This window comes from Streptosporangium sp. NPDC048047 (genome assembly GCF_040653115.1).
In the GTDB taxonomy this organism is placed as follows: domain Bacteria; phylum Actinomycetota; class Actinomycetes; order Streptosporangiales; family Streptosporangiaceae; genus Streptosporangium.
In genome coordinates this window covers 333,773-348,882 of the sequence record NZ_JBEZNH010000001.1, presented here as the reverse complement: position 1 = coordinate 348,882, position 15,110 = coordinate 333,773, and the positions used below count along the sequence as shown (strand labels likewise).

Annotated in this window: 15 protein-coding genes and 1 riboswitch; of the genes, 4 read left to right on the top strand and 11 right to left on the bottom strand. The window is 73.6% G+C overall.

Annotated elements, in window-relative coordinates; all coding sequences use genetic code 11:
• Positions 1 to 26 precede the first annotated feature (26 nt).
• A riboswitch (cobalamin riboswitch) is annotated at positions 27 to 160 on the bottom strand.
• Between the two features lie 138 nt (positions 161 to 298).
• A complete protein-coding gene (locus AB0D67_RS01605; protein WP_362928651.1) occupies positions 299 to 1,159 on the bottom strand; it encodes a Gfo/Idh/MocA family oxidoreductase in 861 nt (286 codons plus the stop codon).
• A gap of 252 nt (positions 1,160 to 1,411) precedes the next feature.
• Between AB0D67_RS01605 and AB0D67_RS01600 the strand changes: the two genes are divergently transcribed.
• Positions 1,412 to 1,993 carry a histidine phosphatase family protein gene (locus AB0D67_RS01600; protein WP_362928649.1) on the top strand — a complete coding sequence of 194 codons (582 nt, stop codon included), beginning with the start codon at positions 1,412 to 1,414 and terminating at the stop codon, positions 1,991 to 1,993.
• 28 nt (positions 1,994 to 2,021) lie between these two features.
• Here the strand turns inward: AB0D67_RS01600 and AB0D67_RS01595 are convergent, their stop codons facing one another.
• The 3 genes from AB0D67_RS01595 to AB0D67_RS01585 form a co-directional block, all read right to left on the bottom strand.
• On the bottom strand, positions 2,022 to 2,381 hold the full coding sequence (locus AB0D67_RS01595) for a hypothetical protein (RefSeq protein ID WP_362928647.1): 360 nt from the start codon (positions 2,379 to 2,381) through the stop codon (positions 2,022 to 2,024).
• A gap of 123 nt (positions 2,382 to 2,504) precedes the next feature.
• Positions 2,505 to 2,741: a DUF397 domain-containing protein gene (locus AB0D67_RS01590; RefSeq protein ID WP_362928645.1), complete on the bottom strand. Its 237-nt coding sequence runs from the start codon at positions 2,739 to 2,741 to the stop codon at positions 2,505 to 2,507.
• Complete coding sequence (locus AB0D67_RS01585) at positions 2,742 to 3,563, bottom strand: helix-turn-helix transcriptional regulator (protein WP_362928768.1); 822 nt, start codon at positions 3,561 to 3,563, stop codon at positions 2,742 to 2,744.
• Between the two features lie 223 nt (positions 3,564 to 3,786).
• Between AB0D67_RS01585 and AB0D67_RS01580 the strand changes: the two genes are divergently transcribed.
• Both AB0D67_RS01580 and AB0D67_RS01575 read left to right on the top strand, forming a co-directional pair.
• A complete protein-coding gene (locus tag AB0D67_RS01580; RefSeq protein ID WP_362928766.1) occupies positions 3,787 to 4,302 on the top strand; it encodes an ATP-binding protein in 516 nt (171 codons plus the stop codon).
• A 347-nt stretch (positions 4,303 to 4,649) separates the two neighbouring features.
• Complete coding sequence (locus AB0D67_RS01575; protein ID WP_362928643.1) at positions 4,650 to 7,043, top strand: helicase-associated domain-containing protein; 2,394 nt, start codon at positions 4,650 to 4,652, stop codon at positions 7,041 to 7,043.
• A gap of 145 nt (positions 7,044 to 7,188) precedes the next feature.
• On the opposite strand, the gene AB0D67_RS01570 is transcribed toward AB0D67_RS01575, so the two are convergent.
• Positions 7,189 to 8,469, bottom strand: coding sequence for an ArgE/DapE family deacylase (locus AB0D67_RS01570; RefSeq protein ID WP_362928641.1), 1,281 nt, complete (start codon positions 8,467 to 8,469; stop codon positions 7,189 to 7,191).
• Positions 8,470 to 8,473: 4 nt separating this feature from the next.
• Entirely contained in the window at positions 8,474 to 10,084 is a 1,611-nt protein-coding gene (locus AB0D67_RS01565) for a DUF885 domain-containing protein (RefSeq protein WP_362928639.1), read from the bottom strand.
• Between the two features lie 77 nt (positions 10,085 to 10,161).
• Here AB0D67_RS01565 and AB0D67_RS01560 point away from each other — a divergent pair, with 77 nt between their 5' ends.
• A complete protein-coding gene (locus AB0D67_RS01560) occupies positions 10,162 to 10,482 on the top strand; it encodes a co-chaperone GroES (RefSeq protein WP_362928637.1) in 321 nt (106 codons plus the stop codon).
• A 692-nt stretch (positions 10,483 to 11,174) separates the two neighbouring features.
• Here the strand turns inward: AB0D67_RS01560 and AB0D67_RS01555 are convergent.
• The 5 genes from AB0D67_RS01555 to AB0D67_RS01535 form a co-directional block, all read right to left on the bottom strand.
• Positions 11,175 to 12,182: a hypothetical protein gene (locus tag AB0D67_RS01555; RefSeq protein WP_362928635.1), complete on the bottom strand. Its 1,008-nt coding sequence runs from the start codon at positions 12,180 to 12,182 to the stop codon at positions 11,175 to 11,177.
• A 117-nt stretch (positions 12,183 to 12,299) separates the two neighbouring features.
• Entirely contained in the window at positions 12,300 to 12,572 is a 273-nt protein-coding gene (locus AB0D67_RS01550; protein WP_362928633.1) for a hypothetical protein, read from the bottom strand.
• A gap of 156 nt (positions 12,573 to 12,728) precedes the next feature.
• Positions 12,729 to 13,523: an SDR family oxidoreductase gene (locus AB0D67_RS01545; RefSeq protein ID WP_362928631.1), complete on the bottom strand. Its 795-nt coding sequence runs from the start codon at positions 13,521 to 13,523 to the stop codon at positions 12,729 to 12,731.
• A gap of 303 nt (positions 13,524 to 13,826) precedes the next feature.
• Positions 13,827 to 14,357 carry a hypothetical protein gene (locus AB0D67_RS01540; protein ID WP_362928629.1) on the bottom strand — a complete coding sequence of 177 codons (531 nt, stop codon included), beginning with the start codon at positions 14,355 to 14,357 and terminating at the stop codon, positions 13,827 to 13,829.
• Between the two features lie 140 nt (positions 14,358 to 14,497).
• On the bottom strand, positions 14,498 to 15,052 hold the full coding sequence (locus AB0D67_RS01535) for a TIGR02611 family protein (RefSeq protein ID WP_362928627.1): 555 nt from the start codon (positions 15,050 to 15,052) through the stop codon (positions 14,498 to 14,500).
• Positions 15,053 to 15,110: the final 58 nt, after the last annotated feature.

Below are 15,110 nucleotides of genomic sequence, written 5' to 3'. Positions count from 1 at the left end.
CGACGGATCACCCTTTTCCACGAGGGCTGACGACGTCGGCACAACGGAGGCGACCTGGCTCGGCCCCATGGGGACCATGACAGTTGCGGGACAGCGCCGGACTCACACCGGACTTCGCTACACGTTATGCGTCGGGCAAACGTTACCAATTCCCCGGGGAGCCGCGACATGGGACCCTCGGACCGGCCTCCCCCGCCCGGCCGCAGGACCCGCGCCGTCAACCTTCCCTCACCCGGCCACGCCTCGCGCCGCCCGGAGGACTCCCCCGGCGGGGTCGCGCGGCGCGGCGCCGGACCCGTCAGGCGTGGGTGAGCTGCTCCTCCGCCGCCGCGATGATCTCCTGAAGGCGCAGGCCGTGGGCGGCGTCGAGGGGGTGGCCGCCCCCGCCGCGGACGGCCTCGGCGAACTCCGCGAGCATCACCGAGAAGACGTCGGAGCCGAGCCGGTCGCCGTTCATGGCCTCCGTGCCCAGCTTGCCGTAGACCTCGACGGCGGCCGGCGGCTTGTCGCCCGGCACGCTCATGCACAGCGACGCCTCGCTGACCGCGCCGCCCTCGTGCTCCAGCAGCAGGCCGACCCAGCCCCGTGGGTTGCCGTGGGCGCGGACCGCGGTGACCCGGCCGAGCGCGGCGTCCAGCATGTCGATCATGTGCGGGCCGACGTCGAGGATCGCGCCGCGCTCCAGCCGCCAGGGGCTGGTGAAACCGCTGCCGAGCAGCGCGCCGGAGATGTGGGCCGCCCTGCCGCCGAAGGGCTCGATCGCCGAGACCCGGGCCAGGAACGCCCTGGTGGCCGGCGAGTAACGCCAGGTGAGGACCATCTGGGAGGGCACCCCGGCCTCGGCGACCGCGTCCGCCAGCCGCCGGGCCCCCTCCAGGTCGGCCGCGAGGGGCTTCTCCAGCAGCAGCGCCTTGCCCTCCTTGGCGGCGCGCACGCCCAGCTCGGCCTGTACGGCGGGCGGCACCGCGAACGCGACCGCCTCGCAGCTGTCGAACAGCTCCTCGATCCGCTCGAAGACCGGGACGCCGAACCCGGCCGCCGCTCCGGGCCGCCGCGCCCACACGCCGGTCAGGCGGGTGTGCGGTCCGGCCGACAGCATCGGCGCGTGCACCTTCTCGGCCCACGGCCCGGCACCCACCAGGCCCACAGATATCGTCACATCCCCCAGCCTCTCACGGGGTGCACCGCCGGGCGGGGGCACTCCGCCGAACCGGTCTCGACGCTTCGCCGAACCCGTCTCGACGCTCCGCTGAACCGGAGGGATCGGATGGCGGATCAACCGGACACGCAAGGATCGGGCGCGGAGGGGACCGGACGCGCAAGGACCGGACGGCCCCGCGGGGAGCGTTTCCGCCGGGTGGCAGGGGCACCCGATCGGCCGCGCCGGCCGTACCGGCATGATGGGTGACATATGAGAGAGATGTTCCTGCTACGGCACGGCGAGACGGAGTGGAGCCGGAACGGCCGCCACACCGGGCGCACGGACCTTCCGCTCACCGAGAGGGGGGAGGCCCAGGCGCGGGCGCTCGCCCGGCTGGTCGCGGAGCGGTCCTTCGACCTGGTGCTGGTCAGTCCCGCGGCGCGGGCCCGCCGTACGGCGGAGCTGGCCGGCCTCACCGACTACGAGATCGATCCCGACCTGTGGGAGTGGGACTACGGCGGGTACGAGGGGATCACCACTCCGGTGATCCGCGAGGACCGGCCCGGCTGGTACCTGTGGCGTGACGGGGTGGTCCCCGGCGACGCCGCCCATCCCGGCGAGAGCGCGGCGGAGGTCGGCGCCCGCGCCGACCGGGTGATCGGCCGGGCCCGCGCCGCCGGGGGCGAGGTGGCCCTGGTGGCCCACGGGCACTACCTGCGGGTGCTGTGCGCCCGCTGGCTGGATCTCCCTCCGACCGACGGCCGGCTCTTCCGGCTGGACACCGGCACCTACTCCCGGCTGGGCTACGAGCACGCCGAGCCGGTCGTGCTCAGCTGGAACGCCCCGCTCTAGAGCCGCGCCCGGCCGGAACGACCCACCGCTAGAGGAGCGGACCGCCGGGGGCCGCCGCCGTGGCGGGGACCGGTCCGGCGGGAACCCTCGGAACGGCGGGGCCCGGTTCGCCGGAGACCGCCGGGCCGGCGGGGACGGTCGCCGCGCCGGGTTGCGGTCCGCGGCCGGTCAGCCATTCGATGACGCCGCGGTGGCCGCGGCGGGCTTCCTCGAAATGCCGCCACCGCCAGTAGCGGGGCTGGTCGCGCACCCCGGTGACCCACGTGCTGTAGGACACCGGGGCGGGCGTCCCGTCCCGGCCGGCGGGCGAGGCCACGCCGTAGGTGCGGATCACGACGCGCCCGCCCGGTGCGAACAGCACGTCGTCGGCCACGGGATACAAGGTCATCTGGTCGAGCACGGTCGAAGCCCCCTATCAGCTGTGGGACCCACTCTCGCCCCCCGGGCCGCGTCCCCGGTTACGCCTCCGGCGCGACCGGGTTAACCAGATGAGCCGGGTGTAAAAACACTGTTACACGGTGAGGCCGTCGAACTCCCCGTCCTTCACCCCGAGTACCAGGGCGCGGATCTCGTCGCGTGTGTAGATCAGGGCCGGGCCGTCGGGGAAACGCGAGTTGCGGACGGCGATGCTGCCGTCCGACAGCTCGGCCAGCTCGACGCAGTTGCCCGTCGAGTTGCTGTAGCGGCTCTTGCGCCACCTGGCTCCCGCCAGATCGGTGGCGGGCATGCCGTTGTAGGTCTTCTCCATTTAGATCTCTCCGAGAAGGTCGCCGAGGATCTCGGCGGTGCCCCCGGGCGTGGTGCTTTCCACGCACAGCTGCTCCATGGCCGTGAGGTAGGGGTCGACGTCCTCACGCTTGTCCAGGTAGAGGGCACCCCAGAGCTGCTCGACGTAAACGACGTCCGACAGGTCGGACTCGGGAAACCGTAAGATGCTGAACGCGCCCCCCTCGGCCGCGTGCATGCCGAATCTGAAGGGCATCACCTGGAGGGTGATGTTGGGCAGCGCGGCCACCTCCAGCAGGTGCTGGACCTGCTCGCGCATGATCTCCTTGCCCCCGATGGGCCGGCGCAGAGCCGCCTCGTCGATGACCGCCCACAGACGCGGGCCGTCCTTGCGGGTGAAGCGCTCCTGCCGCTGCATGCGCATGTGCACACGACGCTCGATCTCCGCCTCCGGCGCGTCCGGGTAGCCGAGCCGGATCACGGTGCGCGCGTAGTCGGACGTCTGGAGCAGGCCGGGCACGAACTGCACCTCGTAGGTGCGGATCACCCTCGCCGCCTCCTCCAGCCCCACGTAGGTGGTGAACCAGTTCGGCAGCAGGTCGCCGTACTTGTGCCACCATCCGGGGGTGTTCGCCTCGCGGACCATCTCCAGCAGGCCGCGCCGTTCCGCGTCGTCGAGCACGCCGTACAGGGTGAGCAGGTCCTCCACGTCCCGGGTCTTGAAACCGACACGGCCGAGTTCCATCCGGCTGATCTTGGACTCCGAGGCGCGGATGTGGAATCCGGCGGCCTCGCGGGTGAGCCCCTTCTCCTCACGCAGGCGGCGCAGGCTGGCGCCGAGCATGATGCGCCGAACGGTGGAACCGGTACCGGGCGGGTCCATGGCCACGTGGTGCTCCTCGCTCGCTTTCCTGATCGACAGTTTGTCACTTCGCGGCCCGTGACTTCCTTGGCCGCGGAAAATCCCCTTTCCGCGTTGGTCGACCGACTTACGGGTAACCGTAGCGCTTGCACACGCCCAATGCACGTGCATTCGCTCTTGCACCTGCACAGGAGTTTGCATCATGATGATCCGTGTGCAGTCCGCCCGAACCGCTCCCCCCAGAACGTCGTGGACGGCGCTCGACTGGTGGCCGCCCGTGGGCTGGTGGCCCGAAGCCGCGCGCGACCTCCTGTCCGGCTCCCCGGCTCCGGCCAGCGCCACCTTCGTGCTTCCCCCGAGCGCGGAATCGGTCCACTCGGCGCGCAGCTTCGCCACCGGCACCCTGACCGGCTGGAACCTCGGCGACCTGAGCGAGAGCATGGAACTGGTCGTCTCGGAACTGGCCACCAACGCCTTCCGGCACGGCCTGCGGCTGGCCGAGACGCGCGCCAGGGAGCCCATCAGACTCTCCCTGCTGCGCAGGAACGGCCTCGTGGTCTGCGCGCTCAACGACCCCGGCGCCGGTTTCCCCTCGCTCCGCGATCCCTCCCCGCTGGACGTCGGCGGCCTCGGACTGCACATCGTCGACTCGCTCAGCCTCCGCTGGGGCTGGGCGCCGCTGGCCCCCTACGGCAAGATCGTCTGGGCCGTCCTCGGCTAGGTCCCCGTTTCCGTGGACCGCCCGCCGCGCCGCCCGGCCGGAGATCCACGGAGATCCACGGAGCGGAACCGGAACGGCCCGTCCCCGAAGCCCGCACACCCCGCACACCCCACAGACCTTCCTGGAAGGCGCCGCCTCTTCCCCTCATCTGGCGCCGGCCCGGTTCCGGGGCCGCCATCCGACTCCCCATCGGGCGGCCCCGGGACCCGGCCAGAGAACAGATGGTCACCGGCGGGGAACTCATTGCATTCTGCGCGGTGCATGCCTCCCGGGATGCCCTCTGCATTACCGTGGATGCCTATGGCTCACGGAGAGTCCCCGCGCGAGATTCCTGAGAGAGCTGCGAGATGGACGATGACCTGCTCGGCTGGCTGAAGACCCTCGACGAAGACCGGCTCACCCGGCTGCTGGCCAACCGGCCGGACGCCATCGCCCCGCCGTGGCCCCGCCGCCTGGACACCCTCGCCCAGCGACTGGGCAGCGGCTTCGCGGTGATCGGGGTCATGCGGGGCCTTCCGCTGCCCGCCGTCGAGGTGGCTCAGGCGTCACTCGCCCTCGGCGGCCGGGGCGGGCTGGAGGAGCTGGCCCGGTTCATGGGCGCGCCCGAGGCCGAGGTGGCCCCCTGGATCGACCGGCTCTTCGACCACGCACTGGCCTGGCCCGACGCCGAGGGGCGCATCCGCGTCGCCGAGGGGGTGGCGCGGTGGTGGACCGCCCCCTGCGGGCTCGGCGAGCCGCTCACCCACTACCTGGACTCCTGGACGGTCAGCGCCGACGCGCTGCGGGCCCTGGCCAGGACGCTCGGCCTGCCCCAGGGCCCCAAGCGCCGCACCGTCACCCGGATCATCGAGATGCTGTCCGACCCCGGCCGGGTCACGTCCATGGCCGGGCGAGCGCCGGAGGGCACCCGGGCGCTGCTGGAGGAGTTCGCCTGGGACGGCCCGGTCCGCGACGTCGACGGCGGGCGGTTCGTCACGCCGGGCACACCGGAGAAATGGGCCGGCGACCACGGGCTGCTCTTCCGGCCGAGCTGGAACGTCGCCGAGATGCCCCGGGAGGTGGCGCTCGCCGTACGGGGGCCCGGCTACCACCCGCCCTTCACCCCCGTCCCGCCCGACCTCGCGGGCGTCCCGGTCGATCCCGAGACGGTCGACCACCTGATGACGCTCGCCGCCCCGCACGTGGTGGAGCGCTGCTCGGCGATGCTGGAGAACACCGCCAAGGTCCCGCTGCCGCTGCTGAAGGCCGGCGGGATCGGCGTGCGCGAGGTCCGGCGGCTGGCCAGGGACACCGGCTGCGACGAGGACGAGACCCGGCTGCTGCTGGAGGTCTGCGCGGTGGCCCGGCTGCTGTCCTGGGACGAGCCGGCCGGCGGCCTGGTGCCGACCGAGAAGTTCGACCGCTGGCGGCTGGACGACTCCGCCGCCCGGCTGCGGGTGCTGCTGTCGGCGTGGTGGCGCATGGAGCGCTCGTCGCTGCGCCGGGTGGACGGCAGGTACGGCACCGTGCTCGGCGACGACCTCGCCGGGGCCTCGGTCGCCCGTGCCCGGCGCGCCGTCCTCGGCGTGCTGGCCCGGCTGCCGGCGAGCACCGCGTGCACCGACATGGACGGGCTCGTCAGGGCGGCCCACTGGCACGCCCCGCTGCTCGACCTGCCGCTGCTCGCCGAGTGCGCCCCGGCCGTGCTGGAGGAGGCGCGGATGCTCGGGCTGGTCGCCTGCGACGCCGTCACCGACCTCGGCCGCGCTCTGGCCTCCCTGGACGCCGTCGCCGGGGACGAGAACGACGACTGCGCGCCGGCGGTGGAGCACGACCCGATGCTGGTGGAGTGCTCCGTCCGGGCGCTGGCCAGTGTGCGCCGCAGCGCGCTGTTCGGCGCCGACCTCACCGCCGTGGTGACCGGCCCGCCCTCCGCCGAGCTGGCCGAGCTGCTGGACCGCGCCGCCGACCGCGAGTCGCGCGGCACCGCGTCGGTGTGGCGGTTCACCCCGGCGAGCGTGCGCCGGGCGATGGACGCCGGGCACACCGCCGACGAGCTGCTGGCCGACCTGGCCGGGGTGGGCTCGGTGCCGCAGCCCCTCGACTACCTCGTGCGCGACGTGGCCAGGCGGCACGGCGAGGTCACCGTCACCACGGTCGCCTGCATCGTGCAGGCGTCCGACCCCGGACTGCTGGCCGAGATCGCCGGGCACCGGAGGCTGTCCCGGCTGGGCCTCCGGCTGCTCGCGCCCACCGTGCTGGCGAGCGGGCAACCGGCCGACCGGACCCTCGCCGCACTCCGGGAGAACGGCTACGCGCCGGTCCCCGTCGAGGACACCGGGGAGATCACCATCCGCCGCGCCCGCATCGACGAGCCGCAGAACGGGCGGCTGATCCTGCTGCCCGGCGGCCGGGTCGCCGAGCTGGAGCAGCCGCACCCGCTGGTCGAGCCGCCGCCGGACCCCGGAGAGCACGCCCGGCGGCTGCTGTCCGCCGAGAACCACGTCGCCCAGGCCGGCGGCCGGACCTGGGCGGTCATCGGCCGGATGGCCTCCCGGCTGCCGACGGCCCAGCAGTCGCTGCTCGGCTTCGTGGTGGACCGCGGCGTCCGGGCCGCGATCACGCTCGCCGACGGCCTGACCGCCACCATCAGCCACGGGGAGCTGCGCAGCGGCGTGCTCGACGCGTGGTGCGAGGAGGCCGGCGACTACCTGGAGTTCCCGCTGGCCGACATCATCGAGGTCCGCGGCGCCTACGCCTGATCCCGCCTGCGGCAACAGCGAGGCGGTGGCCCGGCGGCTGACCGGCCTCGGCTACGGCAACGTCCGCGAGTACCGTGAGGGCATCCAGGACTGGGTCGAGGCGGGGCTGCCCGTCGAGTCGGGCGTCGCCGTCCGCTGACGGCGGTCAGCCGCGCGCCCCGCAGCGGCGCACCGCCAGCAGGGCCAGCACCCGGGTGACGTCGCGCAGCTCGCGCAGACCGACCAGCTCGCGCGGGGCGTGGGCGAGGCGGACGTCGCCCGGGCCGTAGTGCAGGGACGGCACCCCGCCCGCGGCGTAGAGGCGCAGGTCGCTGCCGTACGGCGCCGCCGTCTCGGCCGGCCGGGCCCCGGTGACGTCGGCCACCGCCGCCGCGACCTGGGACGGCAGTTCGTGCCCGGCAGGCATCCGGCCGCTCGCGAACCGCCCGCCGGGCCAGGTCACGACCGGCGGGTGCGCGCGCAGCCACGGGTCGTCGATCCCGGCGACCGCCTCCTCCAGGGCACGGCGGGCGTCGGCCGGGTCCTCGTCCAGCCGCACGCCCATCCGGCCCTCGGCGACCAGCAGGTCGGGCACGCTGCTGGCCCAGTCGCCCGCGCGGACCGTGCCGACCTCGATCGGGTAGGGGAGCGGGTTGCCCGTGAAGATCGGATCGGGGTCGCGGTTGCGGCCGGCCTCCAGTCGCCGGAGCGCCACCAGGACGGGCCAGAACGCCTCCAGCGCGTTGACGCCCTCGTAGCGGGTCGCGCCGTGGGCGGCCCGGCCGGCGACCTCGACGCGGAACGTCAGCGCGCCCGCCGTGGCGGTGACGACGGCTCCGCCGGTCGGCTCGGTGATCACCGCCGCCTCGCCGCGGTGGCCGCGCGCCAGGGTGGCGAACGCGCCCAGGCCGCCGTCCTCCTCGCTCACGACGCAGTGCACGGCCAGCGGCCGGGCCAGCCGTACGCCCGAGCGGTGGACGGCGGCGGCGACCGCGAGGTTGGCCGCCAGGCCGGCCTTCATGTCGCAGGCGCCCCGGCCGTGCAGGACGCCACCGGTGATCCGGGCGCCGAAGGGGTCGCCGCCCTCCCACTTGGCCAGGTCGCCGGTGGGGACCACGTCCACGTGCCCCTGCAGGATCAGGGCGGGCTCGCCCTCGCCCCCGGTGACGGCCGCCACGCCGTAGCCCTCGGTGCGGGGGGCCTCGGTACCGGGGAAGCCGGGGTCGGCGCGCAGGGCGTCCAGGTCGAGCTTCCAGACGTCGACGTCCATGCCCGCCTCGGCGAGCAGCCGCCCGCAGCGGTGCTGCAGCTCCGACTCGGCGTCGGTGCCGGTCACACTGGGCGTCCGCACCAGCTCGGCCAGCAGCCGGACCGTCTCCGCCTCGTCGATCGCCGCGAGCACCCTCGCCTCCTCGGAGGACACCCCGCCCGTCTCGCCCGCGCCCATGCCGTCAGCCCTCCATGGCGACCCGGCGGGCCAGCCCGAGGGGCAGGCCGCCGGACCCGGCGAGCGAGTCGTGGAAGGAACGCAGGTCACCGCGGCCCGCGGCGAGGTAGTCGGCGCGGATGCGGTCGATCTCCAGGGCGCCGGTGAGATACGACGGGGCCTGGGTGGGCCAGGCGCAGTAGCGGTTGACCTCCCCCTTGGCCGTGCCCGGGGTCAGCGAGGTCCGCTCCGTCATGAAGGTCTCGGCCTCCTCGACGGTCATCTCGCCGCAGTGCAGCGACACGTCCACGACGATGCGGGCCGCCCGGAAGAGACGGAACTCCAGGTGGGCGAGCTCCTGGGCGGGGGTGGTGAAGTATCCCTCCTCCCGCATGACCTTCTCCACGTACAGGGCCCACCCCTCGGTGAAGTACGGCGTGCGGAACAGCCTGCGGGCCCGGCGCGGGTTGCCCGCCATCCAGGACAGGTGCCAGTGGTGACCCGGGTAGGCCTCGTGGACGGCGATGGAGGGCATCTGCGCCCTGGCGTTGGTGCGCAGCCGCTGGCGCACCTGCTCGTCGGTGAACGAGTCGGGGGTGAACGGCACGAAGAAGTGCCCGAGCCGGGAGGCCGACAGCGGCGGGGGCATCATGTACGAGGCGACGGCGAGGATGGGCCGCTGGAACTCCGGCGACGGCACCACCCGGCACTCCTCGCCGTCGGCGAAGGTCACCAGGCCCCGCTCGCGCACGAACCTCCTGGCCCGCTCGGTCTCGGCCTCGTACTCGGCCCGCATGTCCTCGAGGGTCGGCGGGTGGTCGTCCTGGAGGGCCGAGATGGCCGCGTGCCAGTCGCCGGAGCCGCCGGGCAGCCGCCGGGCGATCTCCCGCATCTCGGCGTCCAGCTCCTCGTACGCCTTCTGCCCCCGGCGCAGCAGCTCGTCGACGCCGTAGCCGAGCATCTCCCGGTCGCGCAGCAGCGTGGAGTAGAGCTCCTCGCCCATCCGCCAGGTCCCGGTGGCCCGGAACCCCTCCAGGAAGGCGGCCAGCTCGTCGAAGGCCGCCGCCGCGGGCTCGGCCGCCGCCGCCAGCCCGGCCCGCAGCGCCTCGTCGGCGACCTGGCCGGGGATCGTCTCGGTGAGCAGGCGCCGGGCGGTCCGCGCCTGACCCAGGCCCCGCTCGATCAGCAGGGGGCTCGCCAGCTCCGGGTCGAGGTTGGCCCGGCAGGCGGCGAGGACGCCCGGCACCTCGGCGAGCCGGGCGACGGCGGCCTCGACCAGCTCGGCCTCGGGGGCCAGGCGGTGCAGGAACGGGGTGAACATCGAGCTGAGGACGGGCCCCGTGTAGACCGACGGGTCGCGCCGCCAGGCGGGCCAGGACTCCTGGGCCAGCCCGCCCCGCAACCCGGACATCACCAGCTCGCGGTCGATGCGCTCCTCGAAGCTCCCGCCGGGGACCGCCTGGAGGCGCTCCAGCCGGCGGCGGGACTCGCGCTCGCGGGTGAGGATGCCTCCCTCGCTGAAGTCGCCGAGGGTCCTGTCATGGCCCTCGGCGCCCACGAGGGCGGCGAAGATGGGGTTGGCGTCGAGATACCAGTCGATGTAGTCGCCGACCGGGTCCGGGGAGAGCTCCGTCATGCTCCGTGAGCCTACTGCCGCGGACCGGCTCCGGGGTTCGACGGGCGCCGCCCCGCCCGTCCCATAAGCTTCATGCTGTGGGTGACCCGAAGTTCGAGATCCAGATGCTCCACGACCGCGTCATGGTGAGGGTGGAGCAGGAGTCAGAGGAGCGGCGCAGCACGGCGGGCATCGTCATCCCTGCGACGGTGAAGATGGCCAACCGGCTCGTCTGGGGCCAGGTCTGCGGCGCGGGCGCGAACGTCCGCGTGGTCAAGGTCGGGGACAAGGTCCTGTTCAACCCCGAGGACCAGTACGAGGTCGAGGTGCACGGCCAGGTCTACCTCGTCCTGCGCGAGCGCGACCTGCACGCCATCGCCACCCAGCAGACCGACAACGGCACCGGCCTGTACCTCTAGGCGCTTCCCGCCGCCCCCGAGGCGTTCTCCGCCGGTCCCGCTGACGCGTCCTCACCTCCGGCGCCGCCGGCACAGCCCTCATCTCCGGCACAGCCGTCACCGCCGGTGGCGCTGACGGCTGCCCGCCCGCCTCGGCCGACCGCCCCCTCACGCGTCCGGCCGAACGCCGATAACCTCCGCACCCCTTTCCTCCTGGCGCGTGCGCGAATCGGCAAGGAACCGGGCGCGTGACGTCAATGACGGCCTATGTCCGCCTCATTACTGTGATTTTCGGCCGCTGGCAACCCGGTCATAAGCCAGGCCGATTCGCCTCGGCCCACCGGTCCCGGCATCCGCCCGGACACGGTCACCCGCCGGAACGAGAGGAGACGTCCCATGAGCATTCGCCGCGACGTCATCTGGGCCTGATCCCAGGATCCCTTGCCCCGCCGGACACGAGAGAGGCCGACACCCGTGCGCATTCGCCGCGACGTCGTCTGGACCTGATCCCAGGATCCCTTCCCCGTCCGAAACGAGAGGAGGTGCCCCATGAGCATTCGCCGCGACGTCATCTGGAACTGATCCGCGCGTGATCGTCCAGGTGCTGTGATCACAGCCGGTCACACCGCCGTCGGCGGCGTGGCCCGCCGTACGAGGGGCCGGCGGCGAACCCTCCCGTCGCCGGCCCCTCCACGCACCGGCGAGGAGAACGGTCAGGGGCGGGTGTAGCTGAGGTAGACCTTGGCCTTCCAGTCGGCGGCGGGGATGTCTGCCAGCACCCGGGTGCTCCTCCCGGTGAGGTCGGCGACGACCGCCCGGTAGGCGCCGCCGGACGGGACGACGGCGATGAGGTGCCTGTCGTCCCACCAGCCCAGCAGTGCCTGGGCGCGGATGTTCACCCTGGCCGACAGCCTTCCCGTGGCGCGGTCCCGGACGCAGACGGGCTCGGTGTAGGTCAGCGGGCACCAGGTCAGGAAGTCCTTCCCGGAGGGCGAGAAGGCGTCCTCTCCCCCGGCGGGCGCGCCCGTCCCGGCGAAGGTGCGCCGGAGACCGCCGTCGAGGCCGTAGAAGCGGGTGCCGCCCTGGTGCCCGGTCACCACCTCGGTTCCGCCGGGCCCCCAGCGGAACCTGGCGGCCCTGTCCGCCCCCTGCACGGTCACCGCCCGCGCGGTCTTCGCGGCGGCGTCGACGACCGCGAACCCGACGGTGTCCCAGCTCGTGCCGTTCTTCCGCTGGACGGTCAGCACCGCCTTGGCGCCGTCGCGCGACCAGTGGGCGAACTTGGCGATGAGCGGCCTGGCGACGGTCTGCACCTTCGAGCCGGTGTTCGCGGTGAGATCGGCGAGGAGCACCGAGTCGTGGTCGTTGACGTAGGTGGTGGGCACCGCGACGGCCCTGCGCCCCTTCGGGGCGACCGTGATCTCCTGGTAGCCGGTCTGCTTGGCGAACCGGCCGTCGCGGCGGAGGTAGGCGACGTTGCCGAGGGTGTAGGAGGTCACCTTGACCGGGTCGGCCGCCTTCTCGTGGACGGTCACGCCCGTCCCGGTCAGCTTGACGTCGACCACCACCGCCGCCGCGGCCGGCGCCGCGTGCGCGGCGGGCGCGAGGACGGCGGCCGGAGCCACGGCGGCGGCCAGGGCGGCGGCGTGGCGGGCCGTACGGCGGACCGTTCCGCGGGCCGTACGGCGGGTCGTTCGGCGGAGACCAGCGATCATGGGCACGGCCGCAGCCTAAGCCGGATACACCTCATACTTCGTGATCTATAACGGATCGGTTGGCGTGACAAGGGGCGTCTCAGCGCTCCTCCCCGCCCCTGTCGGCATCTCCCTCGGTGTCTCTCAGTGCTCCTCCCCCACGAGATCCCCGCACCGGGCGCACCCGGCGGCCGGCGCCGCGCGGTGCCGCCGCTCCTCATAGAACCGGTGTCCGAGGGCCGCGACGACGAGGACGACGCCCAGCAGCACGAGCATCACCGGCCCGAACCTGTCGTGCCCGATCAGTCCGATGACGAGATGGGCTATCCCCGCGGCGACGATGATCGCGCCGACGTTGGTCAGTTCTCTGTTGAGCGTCCACCGGGAGGCGGATCGTCTCCGTTCCGTCTCACTCATGCCTCAAGGCTCGGCGGCGCCGATTACGGGCCGTGACCGAGCCTGTCACCGACATGTAAAAGATGGCGTGCCTCCGAGCACCGAGGTCCGGCGCCTCCCGGGCGCCGGAACCGGGACTCAGGGCGGGGACTCAGGGCGGGGACTCAGGGCGGGGACTCAGGGCAGGATCGCGTCGACGTAGCCGCCGTCCACCCTGAGCGCGCCGCCGGTGGTCGCGGACGCCTGGGGCGAGCTGAGGTAGACGACCATGTTGGCGACCTCCTCGGGCTCGATGAGCCGTTGCAGGAGCGACTGCGGGCGGTGCAGGCGCATGAACTCGCGCTGCGCCTCCTCCCAGGGCAGGCTCCGGTCCACCAGTTCGTAGACGAAGTCCTCCACTCCCCCGGTGTGGGTCGGCCCGACGATCACGGAGTTCACGGTGACGCCGGTCCCGGCGGCGGCCTTGGCGAACCCGCGGGACACGGCGAGCAGCGAGGTCTTCGACATGCCGTACTGGATCATCTCCGCCGGGATGGCGACGGCGGAGTCGCTGGCGATGTTCTGCACCCTCCCCCAGCCCCGCTCCATCATCCCGGGCAGGTAGCGGCGGGTCAGCCGTACGGCGCTGAGGACGTTCACGTCGAAGTAGGCGCGCCACTCGGCGTCGGTGATCTCCAGGGGCGGGCGGGAGCCGTAGATGCCGAGGTTGTTGACGAGGATGTCGGCGTCCGGGACCGCGTCGGCCAGCGCGGCCGCGCCCTCCTCGGTGGCGAGGTCCCCGACGACCGTGACGATCCCGGCGTCCGGCACCGTGCCGCGCAGCCGTCCGGCCGCGTCGTCCAGAGAGGAGGCGCCGCGTCCGGTGAGGACGACCCGCGCGCCGGACCGGGCGAGGCCGGTGGCGATGGCGTGGCCGATGCCCTGTGAGGAGCCGGTGACGATCGCGGTCCTGCCGGTGAGGTCGATGCGCACTCTGCCGCCTTCCCTTCGCTCTCGCTCCTCCGGGGCGGCGTCCCCGGACCTCCAGGGTGGCATCCGGCCGGAACGAGCCCTGGCCGGGGGTGGTTTTTCTCCGGTACGGCGAAGCGGGCGGGCGCCTGTGCCCCCCGGGTCACGAGCCGGGGCGTACGGCGGGGCGGGGACGGCCGTGTCGGCCGTCCCCGCCCCGTTCAGGTGTCGCATCACCCGCGCCGTCCCGGAGACCGGTGCCCGGCGGCCGGGCGGACCGGGCGCCGGGCGCCGGTCCCGGACGGCGCGGGCGACGTGGGCGGCCGGCTAGAAGTAGCCGATGCCCTTGATGACCGCCGGGGTCTGGCCGAGGTTCTTGACCTTGAAGCGCAGGCAGGACTGGGCCAGGCGGGCCCGGGTGTTCGCCTGGACGTCCCGCGAGGCCGTCCGGGAGGCGCCCTGGGTGTCCGTCTGGGTGGCGCCGCGGGTGTCGTCCGTCTGGGCGGGGCCGCTCTGGGCGGCGTCGTCCCGGTCCGTGCGGGCCAGGCTCCGGACGGCGCGCCGGGAGAGGGTCGCGGCGACCCGCGGCGCGTGGTCGTTGGGAGCGATCTCCACCTTGCCGATGGAGCGGCCCCGGCAGTTGGCGACCCGCACCTCGGTGGGCACGTCGTTGTTCTCCAGCTTGACCAGCACGTTGCCGCGGTAGGCGGCCGTGGGCACGAGCTCGGGTGTGAGCATCACCTCCTGGCCGGGCATGACCCTGGCGCGCAGGTTGACCGAGTCGGCGTGGGCCGCGGTGCCGGTCACCGCGACGATTCCGGCCGCCGCCAGGGCGATCATCGAAGACAGGGCACGCATCGAGTGTCACTCTCCTTTGTGTCCTTGGGGATCAGACTCAGCGAGACTACGGAGTGTGACGCATTGGAATCGTTACGTGACCGTCGGTTCAGGGTAAAGGCTGCCGGGGATTCGCCGTCGCCCCGGGACCCCGTGCCCGGTCAGCGGGCGAGCAGGCGGCGGGCCTCCTCGACCAGGTCGATGCCCACGCTCAGTTTGAGGCCGTAGTAGACGATGGCGGCGGCGGCGACGGCCGCGGCCAGGACGACGAGGATCCTGACCGTCCAGCCCCGGCGGCCGAGCCAGGCGGTCCACGCTGCGAGGGTCCGCCGGCCGAACGCCAGCAGCCTGCGGGCCCAGTGGAACTCGGTGGCCAGGACGGCGAGGCCGGCGAAGACCACCAGCCAGCCGGGGCCGGGGAACGGGACCATGATGAGGCCGCCGATGACCAGCACGGCGCCGACGACGCCGATGACGAACTTCAGCGTGAGGTGGCCGGTGCGGGTGGACCGGATGCCGTCGAGCCACCCCTGGAGGCCGGAGCGGCGGGCCGGCGCGTCCACGCCGGGGCCGGGGTCCTCGTCCCCGGCCCCGGACGGGGCGCCGGTCCCGCCGCGGAGGTCCGCGGCCCTCGGCGGGCGGGCGGCTCCGCCCCGGGCGTCAGGCGTTCCACCGGAGATCGTCACGTACTCCCCCGTACGGTCGGTTTCGTTCAAGGATAGGGGGAGCTCCTCCGGCCGGGTCGCGCCGTTTCCCGGCCGGCGGCACGGGGCC